This is a genomic window from Bradyrhizobium sp. SZCCHNR1043, from assembly GCF_032489675.1.
Taxonomy (GTDB): Bacteria; Pseudomonadota; Alphaproteobacteria; order Rhizobiales; family Xanthobacteraceae; genus Bradyrhizobium.
In genome coordinates, this window is the sequence record NZ_JAUEYN010000017.1 from 79,041 (window position 1) to 94,840 (window position 15,800).

The window sequence follows — 15,800 nt, forward strand, 5'->3', positions numbered from 1 at the left end:
CGCGGTCGATGACATCGGCGGCTCGCCTGCCGGCACTGACGATGGAAACCAGAACCTGCTGTGCTTCCTGCAGACTCGGCGGCTGTGCTTTGAGCCAATTAGATCCCGCCTGTGCGCCGGCGATGGCCGCGGCGATCGCCAAAATGATGGAAGATCGCGTCGTTCGTCGCGATCCGCGCGAGCGTGGTGCGGGCAATGTGCTCGGCGACTACTTCCTTCCGCAATAGGCCAAGCCTCACCTCGCGGTCGAATGTCTCAAGATAGCGATGCTCGTGCAGGTGCTCGACGGCGCTCCGCACCTCGTACATCTCGCCCATGGGATCGTAATGGCGCGGGCCGATAAAAAGCTCCGTGCGGCTCTTGAATTGCTTCAATGCCTTGCCCGGCTCCGGCCATGCTTTACCGGTTTTTCTCTCGTGTCCCCACCTTCCGTGCTGTGCGTGTGCAGGCGGGTGATGCCCCTCCCGTTCAAAAGCATCGATCCGTGCGCTCCATTGCCCTGTCTTCGGTTGGGCGTGTCGAACACAGGCTGGCGCGCGCTACGACAATTTTGTCGCCACGCTTGGCCGGCGTCTGAGCGAGGGGCCGAAGCTCCGGCAGGAGATCCCGAGGACTCCCGAGAGCCATGAAGCGGGGCCGAGCTGCCAACTGGACGCCAACTCTGGCTCGATGAACCTAAACCGCTGAATCCGATCAACATGGTGAGCGCTATTGAATTACGATCATAATTTTATATTATGATCGTAATGCCATCGGCCCGGGCATGCGCCGCGCTCCGGCAATGCCGCGCCACAGCTTTTGAGAGGGAACATGACCGGCACGACAGTTCGCAAGGCGATTGTAACCGGGGCTTCGACCGGGATCGGGGCGGTTTATGCGCGTAAGCTTGCCGAACGCGGATACGACCTGATTACTGTCGCTCGCAATGCCGAACGGCTCGAAGCCGTTGCCGGCCGGATCAGGAAGGAAAGCGGTCGGACAGTCGAAATCGTCGTGGCTGATCTTTCGAAGCGGGAGGCGGTCCTGAAGCTGGCCGAGCGTATCGGCGCCGATCCTGCGATCGCGTTTCTGGTCAATAATGCCGGCCTTTCGACGCCCGGCGGGATGTTGCAAGGCAGCCTGGCGGATGCCGAGGAACTGATTGCCGTCAACGTCACGGCGCCGACCCTGCTTTCCATCGCCGCCGCCAAGGCGTTTGCAGAGCACGGCGGCGGCACCGTCGTCAACATCAGCTCGGTCACCGCTTTCGTGCCGGAGATGTTCGACGGCGCCTATAGCGGATCGAAGAACTACCTGATCAACCTCACGATCTCCCTCGCGGGCAAGACCCAGGGATCGGGCGTGCGGTTCCAGGCCGTTCTGCCCGGTCCCACCGACACCGAGATGTGGGCGCGGGGCGGCGTGCCGGAGAGTGTGATTCCCCGCTCGATGATCATGAATCCGGAAGACCTCGTCGAAGCGGCGCTTGTCGGCCTCGACCGCGGCGAGGTCCTGACGCTGCCGACTGTCGCCGATGAAGCGGTGTGGGGCACCTATGAGGCGGCCCGCCAGGGTCTCAGGACCTCTCTCGCCGCCGGGCAACCTGCACCCCGGTATCGCCATGACTGAAGCCGTCGCATCAGTGTCGGACACCGGGGGCGGGTCGCGCGATGCCTTGCGCTCCGCCGTCGAGCATCGTCGGAACGCGGCCAAGCTACGGGCCCGCGAGGCGATGCTGCATGGCCCCATCTTCAAGACGATGATGCGGCTGGCGCTGCCGACCATCGGCGTTCTCGTTGCGCAGACGCTCGTGAACGTCGCCGAGACCTTCTACGTCTCGCGCCTCGGCACCGAGGCGCTGATCGGCGTCGCCCTGGTGTTTCCAATTTGGATGCTCATGACGATGATGTCCGCCGGCGGGATCGGCGGCGGCGTCGCCGCGGCCGTGGCGCGGGCCGTCGGCGCCAGGCGACATGAGGATGCGAATGCGCTCGTACTCCATGCGCTCGTGATCGCCATCGCTTTCGGCCTGCTGTTCTCGGCTCTCGCCCTGGCCCTCGGCGGCCCGCTTTATGGGGCGTTGGGCGGCACGGGCGAGGCCCTGCATTCGGCGCTCACCTACTCGAACTTCATCTTCCTCTCAGCGGTGCCCATCTGGATCGTCAATCTTCTGTCCGCGGCGCTTCGCGGCATCGGCAACGTGCGCGTGCCGGCGCTGGTGACCTTCGTCGGCGCGGCCGTGCTCGTCCCCCTCTCGCCGGCCTTCATCTTCGGTATCGGTCCGATCCCCGGCTTCGGCGTCGCCGGTGCGGGCATCGCCGTCACCCTCTATTACGGTGCGGCGACACTCGCCCTGCTGCTCTACATGGCGAGCGGCCGCTCCGGCCTGCGCCTGTCGCTCGGCCGTCTGCGCTCGTCCCTGTTCGGCGACATCCTCAAGGTCGGCCTGCTCGCCGCCTTGAACACCGTGCAACTGAACCTGATGGTCATGCTCGTCACGGCGGCCGTCGGCCGCTTCGGCGTCGATGCCATCGGCGGCTACGGCACCGCCTCGCGGCTCGACTACGTACTCGTCCCCATCATGTTCGGCCTGGGAACGGCGATCCTGACCATGGTGGGCACCAATATCGGTGCCGGAGACGTCGCCAGGGCCAAGAAGATCGCCTGGTTCGGCACCGGCATCACCATAGCCTTCACCGAGACGGTGGGGCTGCTGGTGGCGCTCGCTCCGTGGCTCTGGATCGGCCTCTTCTCCCATGACGGTGCCGTCCTGGAGACGGGCTCGCTTTATTTCCGGATCGTGGCACCTTTTTACGCCGCGAATGGCGTCATCTTCGCGCTCGGCTTCGCGGCACAGGGCAGCGGCCGCATGGGGTGGATCTTCCTCGCCGGTGCCGTCCGACTGTTGGTCGCGGCGGGCGGCGGATGGCTCGCGGTCGCCGTCTTCGGATTTTCCGAGGCAGCCCTTTTCGCGCTTGTCGCGTCCGCCCTGGTCGCCGCCGCCGCCCTCTGCGTCGCCGCAGCGCTCTCCGGCACCATATGGCCTGCAGCGGACTCCGGCTCGAAGGTGCGGACATCATGAGCGCCGTGCAGGAGAACCTCGCCACTTGGCGGATCGGCGAGACGACGGTCACGCGGATCGAAGAGCTGTTGGGTCCTGCGTTCCGGCCGCAGGAATTGCTCGCGGCCTGGGACCCTCACGTGCTGGACGAGCACATGCATTGGATGGCGCCGAACTACTATGTACCGGCTACCGACCAGTTCGTCATGTCCGTGCATTCCTGGCTGATCCGGACACCGCACCATAACATCCTCGTCGATACCTGCTGCGGCAACGCCAAGCAGCGGCCGGGCTCGCCGCATTTCCATGGGCTCGACACGCGGTACCTGGACCGGCTCCGTGCCGCCGGCGTACCACCGGAGGACATCGACTACGTCCTCTGCACCCATTTGCACGTCGACCATGTCGGGTGGAATACGCGGCTGCTGGACGGCCGCTGGGTCCCGACCTTTCCGAACGCCAAGTACGTTTTTTCCCGCGAAGAGCTGGATTTCTGGGATCCCGCCAGGAATCCGCATCTTCCGGAAGAGCCACGCGACGTCTTCACCGATTCCGTGCTGCCGGTGATCGCGGCGAAGCAGGAGCGCGTCGTCGCCATGACCGACCAGCTCGGCGACAACCTGCTGATCGAGCCGGCGCCGGGCCATTCACCGGGGCAGATCATCCTCCGCCTTCTGCACGGGCAGGAGGAGGGACTGTTCAGCGGCGATGTGCTGCACAATCCGATCCAGGTCTATCAACCGGGCTGGAGCAGCCGGTTCTGCCTCGACGCAGAGACGGCCGTACAATCGCGCCTGCGCGTGCTCGCCCATTGCGCCGAACACGACAGCCTCCTGTTCCCGGCGCATTTCGGCATCCCCCATGCCGGACGTATCCGCAGCCATGCATCCGGCTTCTCTTTCGCGCCGGAGACCGCTGCTCTGACGCAACGGGTGGCGACATGACACAGGACATCCCGGCGGCGCTCCCACTCGGCGTCAAACAGCGCGCGGTGCGCGCCAACGGCCTCGACTTTCCGATCTTAGAGGTTGGGGCTGGTCCGCTCGTGCTCTGTATGCACGGATTAGCTGATCATGCCCGGAGCTGGACTCCGGTGCTCCAGCAACTGGCGGACGCCGGATTCTGGGCCGTGGCACCCGCGATGCGCGGTTACTGGCCCGAAGCCGCTGCGCCTGACGGCTCGTATCGTGCGGCCGCGACAGGCGCGGACGTCATCGCGCTGATCGCCGCCCTGGGACGCGACCAAGCGGACCTCATCGGGCACGACCTCGGCGCCCGCGCGGTTTGTGCAGCCGCCAGCTTGGAACCCGCCCGGGTTCGCAGGCTGGTCGGGCTCGCCGTGCCATATGGGCCACAGCTCGGAGCTGCCTTCGTTGCGAACGGCGATCAGCAGCGGCGAGGCTGGTATATGTTCTATTTCCAGACGCGGCTCGCCGAGACGGCCGTGCCGATCGACGACTACGCCTTCATCGATCGGCTCTGTTGCGAATGGTCCCCCGGCTACAGCCTGCCGCCGGCCGAGCGCGTGGCATTGAACGCAATGCTCGGCGCACCCGGTGTGCTCTCGCAAACGCTCTCCTATTACCGGCAGCTCTTCGCTCCGTCGCCGGAGGATCCCGCCGCGCGCTCGCTTGAGGCGCGGGCGAGCAGGCCCATTGAGGTTCCGGGGTTGTACCTGCATGGCGCAGAGGATGGCTGCATGTCCGCGGATTTGAGTGAAGGCAAGGAAGCCGTCTTCACAAAGGGACTGCGACGCATCGTTCTACCGAAGGTCGGACACTTCCTTCATCTGGAACAGCCTGAAGAGGTCGGGCGCCTGATCTTGGACTTTCTCAAAACCTGACACGGCAAAGCGCGCCATTCCCACCTGAATGGCCGCTGATTCCGCGAGGAGCCACCAGACATGGTCAATACCGCAAACCCCGGCCCCATCGATGCTTCGACGGAAGCAGAGCTTGCTTCGCTTGGCGTGGCTGGTGCCGCCGAGGCGATCCGAAACGGCGACTTGACCGCCGAGGCCTATGCCACCGCCCTTCTGCAACGAGCCCGGCTGCACGGGGATCTGAACGCCTTCGTCACCATCGACGAGGCCGGCGTCCTTGCCGCCGCACGCCAGGCCGATGCCGCCCGCGCGGCAGGAGCTGCGTCGCCGCTCCTTGGCGTTCCGCTCGGGATCAAGGACAGCTATCTGACCAAGGGCATTCCGACGAGCCTTGGGATCAAGCCTCTCGCGGGCTTCGTGCCGCAAGAGGATGCCGAGGCGGTGCGCGCCGTCAAGGAGGCCGGCGCACTGGTGTTCGGCAAGAACAACCTCGTCGAGATGTCGTTCGGGCTCACGGGCCACAACGCGCCCTACGGGCAGGTGAGGAATCCGGTCGACCGAGATCGCGTATCAGGCGGCTCGTCCAGTGGCTCCGCCGCGGCCGTCGCGGCCGGGCTCGTGCCGGCATCGCTCGGCGGCGATACGATCGGGTCGATCCGCGTCCCTGCATCTCTGTGTGGTGTCGTCGGTTTCAAACCAACGACGGGGCGTTGGCCACGCGGCGGCGCCGCGCCGGTATCGCACACGCTCGATACCACGGGCGTGCTCGCCCGCAGCGTCGAGGATTGCGCGCTCATGGACGCCGTGGTGACTGGTGCGGCACCGACGCAGTTCGACGCGCGCGAAGCCGGCCTGACGGGCGTCCGGCTCGCCTATGCGCCACGGCAGTTTCTCGATCTCGTCGAGCCGGATGTTGATGCGCGCTTCCGCGAAGCGCTGACTTGGCTCAGCGATGTCGGCGCCGAAATCGTCGAGATGGACCTCGGCGAGGATTTCGGCGCCCTGTCGCAATCGGCGACCTGGAGCATCTTCTTTCACGAGACGGTGGGCGCCGTGTCCGGCTTTCTCCTCGAGCATGGCGTCCCCATCACCTTCGAGGGGGTGATCGAAAGTCTCAAGCCCGAGTTGCAGGGCGCTTGGCGCTACATGGTCTTGCCGGACGGCGGCGGCGCGACCTCGGTCGATACCTACCAGACCGCACTTGCCGTAAAGCGGACGGAAGCACAGCGCCGTCTCAATGCGATCTTCTCAGACCATGGGGCTCAGGCATTGCTGCAACCGACGACGCCTGCGACCGCGCCACGGATCGACCAGCAGACCAAATTCATGATTAGAGAGCGAGAAGTGAGCGACCTCGTGCTCGCGAACAATACGCTTGTAGCGAGCCTGTGCGGCCTGCCAGGCATCAGTATGCCGGCGGGCCTGTCTCAGGCCGGCCTGCCGATCGGTCTGGAGCTCGATGGACCGTCCTACGGCGACCGGGCGCTGCTCGATCTCGCGCGCCGGGTCGAGACCGTCCTAGCCCGCCAGCTTGCTTGAAGGGAGGCAGAGGCAAAAACATGCGTTTTGCGAAGGGACACAAGGAGGAGACGCACCGCCACATTCTCGGCGTTGCGTCGAAGCGGTTCCGCCAAGATGGCATCTCCGCGGCCGGGATCGCCGGGATCATGAGCGATGCGGGCCTGACCAACGGTGCCTTCTATCTCCACTTCAAATCAAAGGACGACCTCGTTCGCGAAGCAATGTCTGCCGCGATCGGCGAGCAGCAACATCGCGTCGAGGAAAGCATCGAAGCCGGTAGTGATCTCGAGGGCGTTCTTCGAAGCTATCTTTGCCGGGCTCACCTCGAAAATCCGGCGCGCGGCTGCCCGTCCGCGGCTTTGCTGCCGGAAGTCGCGCGCCTACCGGCAGCAACCCGGCAAGCGTATGAAGAGGGGATCGCTCGCTATCTTCGGGTCTTGACGCCGCTGATCCCGGTTGCCGATGCCGAAGTCGCGCATCAGCGCGCCACGGCAATCTTCGCGCTCATGGTCGGGACGCTCCAGTATGCACGTGCCGTGGCGGATCCAGCGGCGGCGGACCGGATCCTGGAAAGCGGCGTCCAAGCGGCGCTGGCGCTGGCGCGAGTGCCAACTGCCTGAAGGCGGGCAGCTCGCGAATTGCGGTAGCGCGTCACACGTCTGGCTGTTTCCATGGGGAGCGAGGCGGACGTGAGCCTCGATGCGCGGTTCTCATAGATCATCGAGCATCATCCTCGCCGTGAACCGCACCGGCGCAGCCAAGCCGAATCGTATGCTCAAACAGGCCTCGTCCGGAAATTCCGTTTTCGCGTGAGCAAGTATTTTTGCTCTGCTGTTCGCCACCCTCCTACGCCACCTGAATACTTGTTGAACCGCCCTAATCATCCCCGTCGCCAATCGCGCGTCGCGATTGGTCAACGATGGGGACGATCGTGGCGGCTGCTCCGCTCCATTCCGAGGCCCTCTCACGCGGCGCGCGTATGCTGCGTACCGCGCTCGGCCCGGCCATCGCCGCCTTCCTCGAAGACCCCTCGATCGTCGAGGTGATGCTCAATCCCGACGGCCGGCTCTGGATCGATCGGCTATCCGGTGGCCTCGAAGATAGCGGTCGCACTCTGTCGCCTGCCGACGGCGAGCGAATCGTGCGCTTGGTCGCGCATCATGTCGGCGCCGAGGTCCACGCGGAGCGCCCACGCGTCTCGGCCGAGCTGCCCGAGACGGGGGAGCGGTTCGAGGGGCTGCTGCCGCCCGTCGTCACAGCGCCAGCGTTCGCCATCCGCAAGCCCGCCGTCGCCGTCTTCACCCTCGACGATTACTTCGCCGCCGGCACCATGACTGCCGGACAGGCGGCGTCGTGCGCGCGGCCGTCGCGTCGCGCAAGAACATCCTCGTCGCCGGCGGCACCGGCACCGGCAAGACCATGCTCACCAACGCGCTGCTCGCCTAGATCGCCGGCACCAGCGACCGCGTGGTGCTGATCCGGATAGTCGGCGGCCGCGACGATCAGCGAGGAGACTTGGGAAACCAGTCCAGTGAAGCTCTCCGCAAAGTTTTCTTTCAGGTCGCGGAGGGCCGTCATTAGTCGCCGATATCCCTCCGGCATCGTCACCCGGATAAGCAAGCGGTCCGACACCTCGATCAGCCAGCCGCCCTCCTGCATCTCTAGATAGATAGTCCGACAACGCAGCCTCCGGCTCGAGCAGCAGGACCAGCAATAGAAAGCCCGCTAGACGAAAAGCACGCATCAAGGTCCGCCAGACGAAGTTTCAACCTGGAGATTTGTCCGACATCTGGCATCACCGCACCAAGACGAGGTGTCCCTGCTGCCACACCTTCCCATAGGTGATGTCCACTCAGAGATTGGGCGGTGAGCCAAGCTCACAATGGTGGACGATCCCGGGTATTACAGCGGGTATTTGGCCCAATTTTAAGGACAAAAAACACAATTATCCCAGCAATATAAGATCTTAGATATGGAGGACACTCTCTCCGCCAGCCGGCCATCCCAGCCATTCCGTTCAGTTGCGAGAAGATGAAATCGCTGCGGGCTGTCAACCCTTCGGCCTCTTCCGCGCGAGCGTGCGCGGGGGCACGCCGTATCGACGGCGGAAGAGGCGGCTAAAATGCGAGGGGTCGTTGAAGCCCCAGCGCAGGGCGATGTCGGTGATGCTCTCGGTTCGGCGCGCGGCTTCGAGGTCGCGGCGGCAGCGGTCGAGGCGGCGCTGGCGGATGCATTCCGAGGGCGTGGTGCCGTGCTCGGCGAACAGCAATTGTACGGAGCGGACGGATAGTCCGAAGTGGGCGGCGATCTCGGCGCTGTCGAGACCGGGGTCGTGCAGCTGTGCGTCGATGTAGCTCATGATGTGCGCGAACTGCGTGGATGCGCGTCGCGGTGCAGCGTCGCGGCGCATCAGGCGCGCAGCGCTGGCGACGATCTCGAGCCCGGTATCGACAGCGGCATGGGCCTCGCTGTCGTCCATCTCGGCCAGCGTGCCGGCGAAGCCCTTGAAGTAACCGGACACGGCGGCGCCGAAGCCGTGTCGGCCGGGCAGATGCAGGCGGCCGCGTCCGATCAGGTCGGGGTGAAAATTCCGGATCACCGCTTCGGGGCAGGCGATCATCATCTTGCGCAGCGGACTGAGCGTGGCGAAGGCGAGCGTCTCGCGCGTGTTCCAGACGATCACGTCGCCGGGTTCGAACAGCACCGTGCCGGTGGAGTCCTCGCCGCGCTCCCGGCCTTCGATCACGATCATCACGACCACCAGACCGGCATCGGAGGCGCGGCGCGTCCCGGCGCAGCCCTGCGCGACCTGCGCTTCGATCACGAGAGCATCGCCTAGCCGCCTCAACTGCTGACGGAGCGAGATGGCGTCGTGAATGGTCCAGCCGAGCAGTGGGTCGAGGGACGTCGTGGGCGCGGCCAGCGAGGCAAACCCTTGCACGTTCGGCATCTGCAACGCTTTCCCTCGGCCGCCCGGGGCCCTCGCTTGCGGCGGCTGCGTCCGCCCACGTTTCGCTGTCGTCCGGGTTCGCCGTCGCTGCCGTCCGGGACGTCGGTGCCGCGCTTGGCTTAGAGCCTAGGCCGAGACCGCCGTGCAGACAAGGCGGAGAGGCGAGAGCACAGGGAGGTTGCAATGGTCGGTTCGGATCTGCGGGCTGGGTTCGAGAAGGTGGCCTTCAAGGCCGACGATGGTACGGTGCTGCGCGGCTGGCACGTGCCGCCGCAGGGGGACGCGCCGACAGCGCCCATCGTCGTGCTTCATCACGGCTTCAGCGGGCTCAAGGAAAGCTATCTCGATAAATATGCGGCCGCGTTCAGCGCGGCCGGTCTCGGCGCGCTGGTCTATGATCCCCGCAATTTCGGCGAGAGCGAAGGACGCGTCCGGCAGGAGATCGACCCGATGCAGCAGCTGGCCGACTACCGCGATGCCATCACCTTCGCGATGACCCTGCCGCGCGTCGATCCCAGAAGGATCGGCGCTTGGGGCTCCAGCTATGGCGGCGGTGTCGCCATCCAGGCGGCGGCGATCGATCAGCGCATCCGCTGCGTGGCAGTGCAGGTCTCGTTCCTCAGCGGCGGCGCGATCTGGAGCCACATTCCGGCGGAGACAAAGGCGCAGCTGTCGCAGCTGTTCGTCGGCGAGCGATTGGCCCGTGCCGCGGGCGAGCCGCCGGTGACCATGCAGGTGGTGGCGCAGGATCCGGCGACGACGCCGTGCATCCTCGGGACGTCGGACGCCTACGACTGGTGCATGGAGGCTGCGAAGATCTCGCCGCTGTGGCGCAACGAGGTTACCGTGCGCAGCCTGGAGCTCACCTTCAGCTTCGAGCCGGCCGCCTTCTTACATCGCATCGCGCCGCGGCCGCTGATGTGGATCGCGGCCGAGGGCGACATGCTGATGCCGATCGAGGCGTCCCGGGAGGCGTTCGCACGCGCCGGCGAGCCAAAGCAGTTTGTCAGTCTGCCTTGCGGGCATTTCGCGCCCTATGTCCAGCACTTCGAACAATCATCCTCGGCTGCGCGTGACTGGTTCCTATCGCACCTCCTGTAGGCGCGCGAAGCTCGAGCTCCGAAGGTAGGGTAGGGCGATCGCAGATGAGGCAACAAGCTGTGGCGAGCGATCGTTTCGCGGCCACCCTTCGCGACGGCCGCCTACGGCGGCCTCTCGGGATGAGGGTCTTTTCGCGGCCAAATCCAAACCGTCATGGTGAGGAGGGCCGCTCTGCATCGCCTTGAGACCCATGGGGGCTGACGATCGGCTGCTCCCGTGCGGCGCTGCTCATGCTGCTCCTGCTCCGGGGCCGGCGGCCCGTGCGTGCAGTTGCCGGCACCTGGCACGAGCACCCCGCCGGTGGCGGGGCGGCAATTCCCAAACAGCGGGGCTGATTCGGCGCGAATGGTCTAGAATTATAATTGCAACGCGCGTCGCGCGTCACCTCCGTGCAGTGCCCCCGCCCGAAATGCCCCCCGTCATCGCCGACCCCTCCCTCCTGCGCGTCCTGATCGTGCTCGCCATCACCCAGCTCATCGCCTGGGGCACGCTCAGCCTGCCGGCGGTGATCGGCCGGGCCATGGCGGTGGATCTGGAGATGGATCTGACGGCGATCTTCGCCAGCACCTCGGTGCTGTACATGTCGATGGGGCTGTGCTCGCCGCTGCTGGCGCGGCCGTTCGTCAAGCATGGCGGGCGGCGGGTGATGATCGCGGGCACCCTGCTGGCCGCGCCGGGCTATGCGCTGCTGTCAGCCGCGCAGGGCGCTCTCTCTTATTATGCCGCATGGCTGCTGCTCGGCGTGGCCGGCAGCGCCACGCTCTCGACCGCCTCCTACATCGTGCTCAACGAGATCGCCGGCCTGCGCGCGCGCAGCGCCATCGGCGCGCTGATGCTGGTCACGGGGCTGTCGAGCAGCATCTTCTGGCCGGTCACCTCGACCCTCTCGGCGCATATCGGCTGGCGCAGCACCTGTCTCGTCTACGCCGGCCTGCTGCTGCTGGTCTCGCTGCCGCTGTTCGTGTTCCTGCTGCCGCGGCGCGTCCATGATCATCTGCCGCCGTCATCATCGGATGCGGCGGCGTCCGTCCCCGCAGCGACGCCGTCGCGCGGCACGTTCTATCTGCTGGTCGGCGCCTCCGGCCTCAACGCCTTCGTCGCGTTCGGGATGGGGGCCGTGCTGATCGAGCTCCTGAAGGCCGAAGGCCTGTCGGCGGCCGAAGCGGTCGGCTTTGGCTCGATGCTGGGGGTGATCCAGATCAGCGCCCGCGCCATCGATTTTCTCGGCGGCGGCCGCTGGGACGGCATCACCACCGCGATCGTCGCCGGCCTGGCGCTGCCGGTGGCGATGCTGCTGCTGATGTTGAGCGACGGCTCGCATGCCGCGATCGGCGCCTTCATCTTGATCTACGGCCTCGGCAGCGGCGCGCTCGCCGTGGCGCGGGCCACCATGCCGCTGGTGTTCTACGACAAGGCGGCCTTCGCCAAGGCGTCCGCCCAGATCGGACTGCCGCTCAACCTGTTGTCGGCGGTGTCGGCGCCCATCCTCGTCGAGCTCTTGACCCGCTACGGCAGCAACGCGCCGCTGGCGCTGAGCCTGGCATGCTCATGCGCGGCCGTGGTCATCCTGTTGCTGCTGCGGCAGCGCCGTCCGATGCGCGCGGCGGTCTCGTCCTGAGACGTCCGACCGAGTCGCCCGTCGGGGCGGACCTGCGCCCGCCGGAAGCGCCGGGACATGCCGCATTCGCCCTGCGCCGAAACACGAAGTTCATTCGCCGTCTCAACGACATCGCCGCAGCCGCGCCCGCCTGCGCAAATTTTGTTCTTTCGTTTTATCGGAATTCGTGCTTCTCTATCGCTGTCCCGCCTCATCGACGAGGGGCGCTGCGCATCGTCAGGAGCGTTGGGGTGGGATGTGATGGACGGGCAGGCGCCGACTGACGAGCGGCGCCGGCACGGACGGTCAAGTCGCATGGTCCTGGCATCCCGATGCTGATGCCTGCGTGGCGTGCCTTTGGCGCGTTGTCGCAAACGGGGGCAAGAACGCCGGTCCCCGGGGAGAGTGCGAAGCAGCCGTAACACCATTGCGCAGGGAAGGCCGGGCGGTGGATTCAATTGGTCGTCGCAACACTCGATGAGGAGGTTGCGATGGGCATTCGAAAGAAACGGTCAACGCGGGGCAAGCTGGGATCATTGGGGCGCCCACCAGTTGCGGGGCGTGCGGAACAGCAGAAATTTTGGCGTGGGATTGCCGCTGGATTGAACAGCGAGAATGCTGCGCTGGCTGCTGGATTATCGGATGCTGTCGGCCCCCGATTATTTCGAAAAGCGGGCGGCGTGGCACCGGCAATGTTCCGACCTTCAGCGAAGCCGCTCTCCGGACGGCACCTCTCCTTTTCTGAGCGCGAAGAGATTGCGCTGCTGAATGCGCAGCGCCATTCTGTACGAGAGATAGCACGGCGCCTCAATCGGTCTCCCTCGACCATCTCCCGTGAACTCGATCGCAATGCAGCCACGCACGGCGGCAAGATGGCCTATCGGGCGACGGCCGCCCAGTGGCATGCAGATCGATCGGCCCGGCGTCCTAAGCCGAGCAAGCTTGCAAGCAACGCCGCCTTGCGCGCTTATGTTGAAGAGCGGCTTGCAGGGTTTGTCGCGCCTCCAGGCGGCGTTCGGCGGAAGGCCGGTCGTGCGGGCTCTAGCCAGGATCAGGGGTGGACGAAAGCGTGGAGTCCCGAGCAGATTGCCCGGCGCTTGCCGATCGACTTCCCGGATGACGAGGCGATGCGCATCAGCCACGAAGCCATTTACCAGGCGCTTTTTGTTCAGGGCCGAGGAGCGCTGAAACGCGAGTTGTCGTCCTGTTTGCGAACGGGACGTGCGCTGCGCGTGCCCCGAGCGCGTACGCGGAAGCGCAGCAAAGGCTTCATATCGCCGGAGATCATGATCAGTGAGCGTCCGGCCGAAGTCGCGGATCGAGCTGTGCCGGGACATTGGGAAGGAGATCTGATCGTCGGCTCCGCCAGCTCGGCAATCGGCACGCTGGTCGAACGCAGCACGCGGTTTACAATGCTCCTGCACCTTCCACGGTTGCCGGGGTTTGACGACGGCCCACGTACGAAGGATGGGCCTGCGCTCTCCGGACACGGAGCTGAAGCGGTACGCGATGCGATCACGCGCACCATCGTCACCTTGCCCAAAGAACTCCGCCGCTCGCTAACCTGGGATCAGGGGACCGAAATGGCTCAACACAGTGACCTCAAGATCGATACAGACCTTCAGATCTACTTCTGCGATCCAAGAAGCCCCTGGCAACGTGGCACGAACGAGAACACGAATGGCCTGCTGCGGCAGTACTTCCCGAAAGGTACCGATCTGAGCGTCTACGATGCTGACGAGATCGCCGCCGTGGCCGCAGCGCTCAATTCCCGACCGAGAAAGACGCTAGGATGGAAAACTCCAGCAGAGGCGCTTGACGAGCTGCTGTCACGAATGAAAACACTGGGTGTTGCGACCACCGCTTGAGCCCGCCGGTGATCTCGGCTGAACCTTGTATGGGGAGTAAGTTGTCAAGAGGGGCGTCGTTTGTTGGGGGCGGTCTTTGGCGCCAAGGAGAGGCGCGGTCAAGGCTGGCCGAAGGCCACCGCCGGAGGCGGCGCGTCAGCGGCCTTGAGCGCGACGAGCTTGGCGCCATCATGGCGCGCCCGCAACGCGCGGTGTCGCGATGGCAGGCCGGACGTGATGCGAGGATTGGGCCGTGAACGACAATGCGGAACGACCGCATCACCTTGTATCCGGTCGGGCGCGAGGCCCGGTACCCTGATCTTTCATGCACGGGGGAAGGTAAGGCCCAGTCAAGACGGGACCCCTCTGTGAGAGCGGGAGGTTTATGCCCCCGGTTCAGCACGGTCACGCGTCGGTCCTGGCTCACGTCGGCTGTCATGGCGCGCGCAGCCGTTTACGAAGTTGGACGCAGCACGGCGCCTTCGGGAACAACGCCGGTCACCAGATAGCGCCACAGCGCCACCATCAGCTTGCGTGCCAGAGCGACAATGGCAATTCGCCGGATGCGTCCCTTGATGTCGCGCACCCGCTCGCGGAACCAGCGTGTCAGTGCGCTGTCCGGCTGATGAACGGTCCATAGCCACGCCAGCTCGACCGCGAGCTCACGGGCGCGCCGGTTGCCGGCTTTGCTGATGCCCTGCTCACGGCTGCGCTCGCCACTGTCATAGGGCGTGCCGGTGAGACCAAAGTAGCTGCCGACCTGACGACGGTTGTCGAAGTCGCGATAGAACACCTCGTTGACCAACTTCTGGCCGCCGACCGGGCCGATGCTCCTGAGATCCATGAGCTGCATGATCCTGGCTTCCGGCGAGCCGGGCCGAGCGGCGCACAGCTCGGCTTTGCTTTTGGCCTCGAGCTCCTTGAGCTGCCGTGCCACCAGGCACAGTCGCTCGTGTTCGCGCACGATCTCTTCCTTGAGCCGCACCGGCAGTGGACGACCGTCGCCAGTGCGCAGGCTGGCAAGGCTTTCCAGGAACGAGCGATCGAGCGGGTGGACGTCGCGAATGCCCTGGCCGTGCAGCAGTCCCTTGATGCGGTTGCTGTGAGCCGTGCACTCCTGGATCAGGCGATCACGTTCACGGGTACGGCGCTTGCGATCCTCATCCTCGACGCTTGGCACGTGGACGATGCTGCAGACCCGAGGCTCGCCCCGCAAATGGGCGAGGAACGCCCGCATCAGCTTCTCCAGATCGATCCGGTCGGTCTTGGCGCGCCGGGCACGACGGTTCACCTCGATGCTGGAAGGGTCGACCTCATGATTGACGATGCCTTGTCCGCTCAGCCATCGGTGCAGCCAGTGGCCATCCAAGCCTGCTTCGTAGCATGACAGGATGCGCACCGGCCGGCCGCCCCCGGCAGCCGCAGCCTTCTTGCGCATGTCCGCAAGCCGGGCCGCCAAGGCGGCCAAGTCACCGCCGCCGATCGTGTACCGGCTCAGTTTCTGCGAGCCAGGAAGCAGCACGCCGAGCTTCCATTTCGCTTTGCTCAGTTCAAACGCGAGGTAAACCGTGGCATGCTCCGCCGCGGCGGGTGTGTCAGTGCGATCGAGCTTGATCATCTTGATCCTCCGAGGGCCGGATGGTTCGGAAATCCAATCCTAACCCTTCTTGACCACCCGCCGCCCCATAGGATCTGTGGTTCCTGCCCCGTGCATTCCTTTCCGCACGGGGGCCGCAGGAATCAGCCGATGCCTGGTCTTCCCTGCGCCCTCGATGACGTGAGGGCTTCGCTGCACAAAGCTCGGGCGCCTGACGCGTCGCGACAACGCAACTCCGTGGGGACTCGACACCCAATCGGGTGGAACTGGTGCGAACCGGCCCTTTCAATTATCGCATGTTAATTCGAGCGATCGTCGCGCAATG

The 15,800-nt window shown here is 65.4% G+C and carries 12 protein-coding genes and 1 pseudogene; 10 read left to right on the forward strand and 3 right to left on the reverse strand.

Annotation, left to right across the window (positions count from 1 at the left end; genetic code table 11):
• Nucleotides 1–98: 98 nt before the first annotated feature.
• Nucleotides 99–374 (reverse strand): hypothetical protein, encoded by a 276-nt coding sequence (locus tag QX039_RS27950; RefSeq protein ID WP_315750796.1) that lies wholly within the window; start codon nucleotides 372–374, stop codon nucleotides 99–101.
• A 436-nt stretch (nucleotides 375–810) separates the two neighbouring features.
• Between QX039_RS27950 and QX039_RS27955 the strand changes: the two genes are divergently transcribed.
• From QX039_RS27955 to QX039_RS33115, 7 genes and pseudogenes are all read left to right on the forward strand, one after another.
• Entirely contained in the window at nucleotides 811–1,608 is a 798-nt protein-coding gene (locus tag QX039_RS27955; protein ID WP_315750798.1) for an SDR family oxidoreductase, read from the forward strand.
• A gap of 133 nt (nucleotides 1,609–1,741) precedes the next feature.
• Nucleotides 1,742–3,061 carry an MATE family efflux transporter gene (locus QX039_RS27960; protein ID WP_315750800.1) on the forward strand — a complete coding sequence of 440 codons (1,320 nt, stop codon included), beginning with the start codon at nucleotides 1,742–1,744 and terminating at the stop codon, nucleotides 3,059–3,061.
• Nucleotides 3,058–3,984 (forward strand): MBL fold metallo-hydrolase, encoded by a 927-nt coding sequence (locus QX039_RS27965; RefSeq protein ID WP_315764412.1) that lies wholly within the window; start codon nucleotides 3,058–3,060, stop codon nucleotides 3,982–3,984. Before QX039_RS27960 ends, QX039_RS27965 begins: the two co-directional genes overlap by 4 nt.
• Nucleotides 3,981–4,883: an alpha/beta hydrolase gene (locus QX039_RS27970; protein WP_315773843.1), complete on the forward strand. Its 903-nt coding sequence runs from the start codon at nucleotides 3,981–3,983 to the stop codon at nucleotides 4,881–4,883. The genes QX039_RS27965 and QX039_RS27970 overlap by 4 nt, the downstream gene beginning before the upstream one ends.
• A 162-nt stretch (nucleotides 4,884–5,045) precedes the next feature.
• Nucleotides 5,046–6,401, forward strand: coding sequence for an amidase family protein (locus QX039_RS27975; protein ID WP_315773840.1), 1,356 nt, complete (start codon nucleotides 5,046–5,048; stop codon nucleotides 6,399–6,401).
• Between the two features lie 20 nt (nucleotides 6,402–6,421).
• Nucleotides 6,422–7,003, forward strand: coding sequence for a TetR/AcrR family transcriptional regulator (locus QX039_RS27980; protein ID WP_315750807.1), 582 nt, complete (start codon nucleotides 6,422–6,424; stop codon nucleotides 7,001–7,003).
• A 694-nt stretch (nucleotides 7,004–7,697) separates the two neighbouring features.
• Nucleotides 7,698–7,829: pseudogene (locus tag QX039_RS33115) on the forward strand (ATPase, T2SS/T4P/T4SS family); the annotation flags it as partial.
• A gap of 604 nt (nucleotides 7,830–8,433) precedes the next feature.
• Here QX039_RS33115 and QX039_RS27990 read toward each other — a convergent pair.
• A complete protein-coding gene (locus tag QX039_RS27990; protein ID WP_315773839.1) occupies nucleotides 8,434–9,333 on the reverse strand; it encodes a helix-turn-helix domain-containing protein in 900 nt (299 codons plus the stop codon).
• 183 nt (nucleotides 9,334–9,516) lie between these two features.
• Between QX039_RS27990 and QX039_RS27995 the strand changes: the two genes are divergently transcribed.
• The 3 genes from QX039_RS27995 to QX039_RS28005 all read left to right on the forward strand — a co-directional run bounded on the left by QX039_RS27995 (nucleotide 9,517) and on the right by QX039_RS28005 (nucleotide 13,899).
• Nucleotides 9,517–10,434: an alpha/beta hydrolase gene (locus tag QX039_RS27995; protein ID WP_315773837.1), complete on the forward strand. Its 918-nt coding sequence runs from the start codon at nucleotides 9,517–9,519 to the stop codon at nucleotides 10,432–10,434.
• Nucleotides 10,435–10,843: 409 nt separating this feature from the next.
• Nucleotides 10,844–12,052, forward strand: coding sequence for an MFS transporter (locus tag QX039_RS28000; RefSeq protein WP_315740623.1), 1,209 nt, complete (start codon nucleotides 10,844–10,846; stop codon nucleotides 12,050–12,052).
• A gap of 470 nt (nucleotides 12,053–12,522) precedes the next feature.
• Nucleotides 12,523–13,899, forward strand: a complete 1,377-nt coding sequence (locus QX039_RS28005; protein WP_315715219.1) for an IS30 family transposase — start codon at nucleotides 12,523–12,525, stop codon at nucleotides 13,897–13,899.
• Nucleotides 13,900–14,332: 433 nt separating this feature from the next.
• On the opposite strand, the gene QX039_RS28010 is transcribed toward QX039_RS28005, so the two are convergent.
• Entirely contained in the window at nucleotides 14,333–15,496 is a 1,164-nt protein-coding gene (locus tag QX039_RS28010; RefSeq protein ID WP_315737887.1) for an IS110 family transposase, read from the reverse strand.
• Between the last annotated feature and the right edge of the window lie 304 nt (nucleotides 15,497–15,800).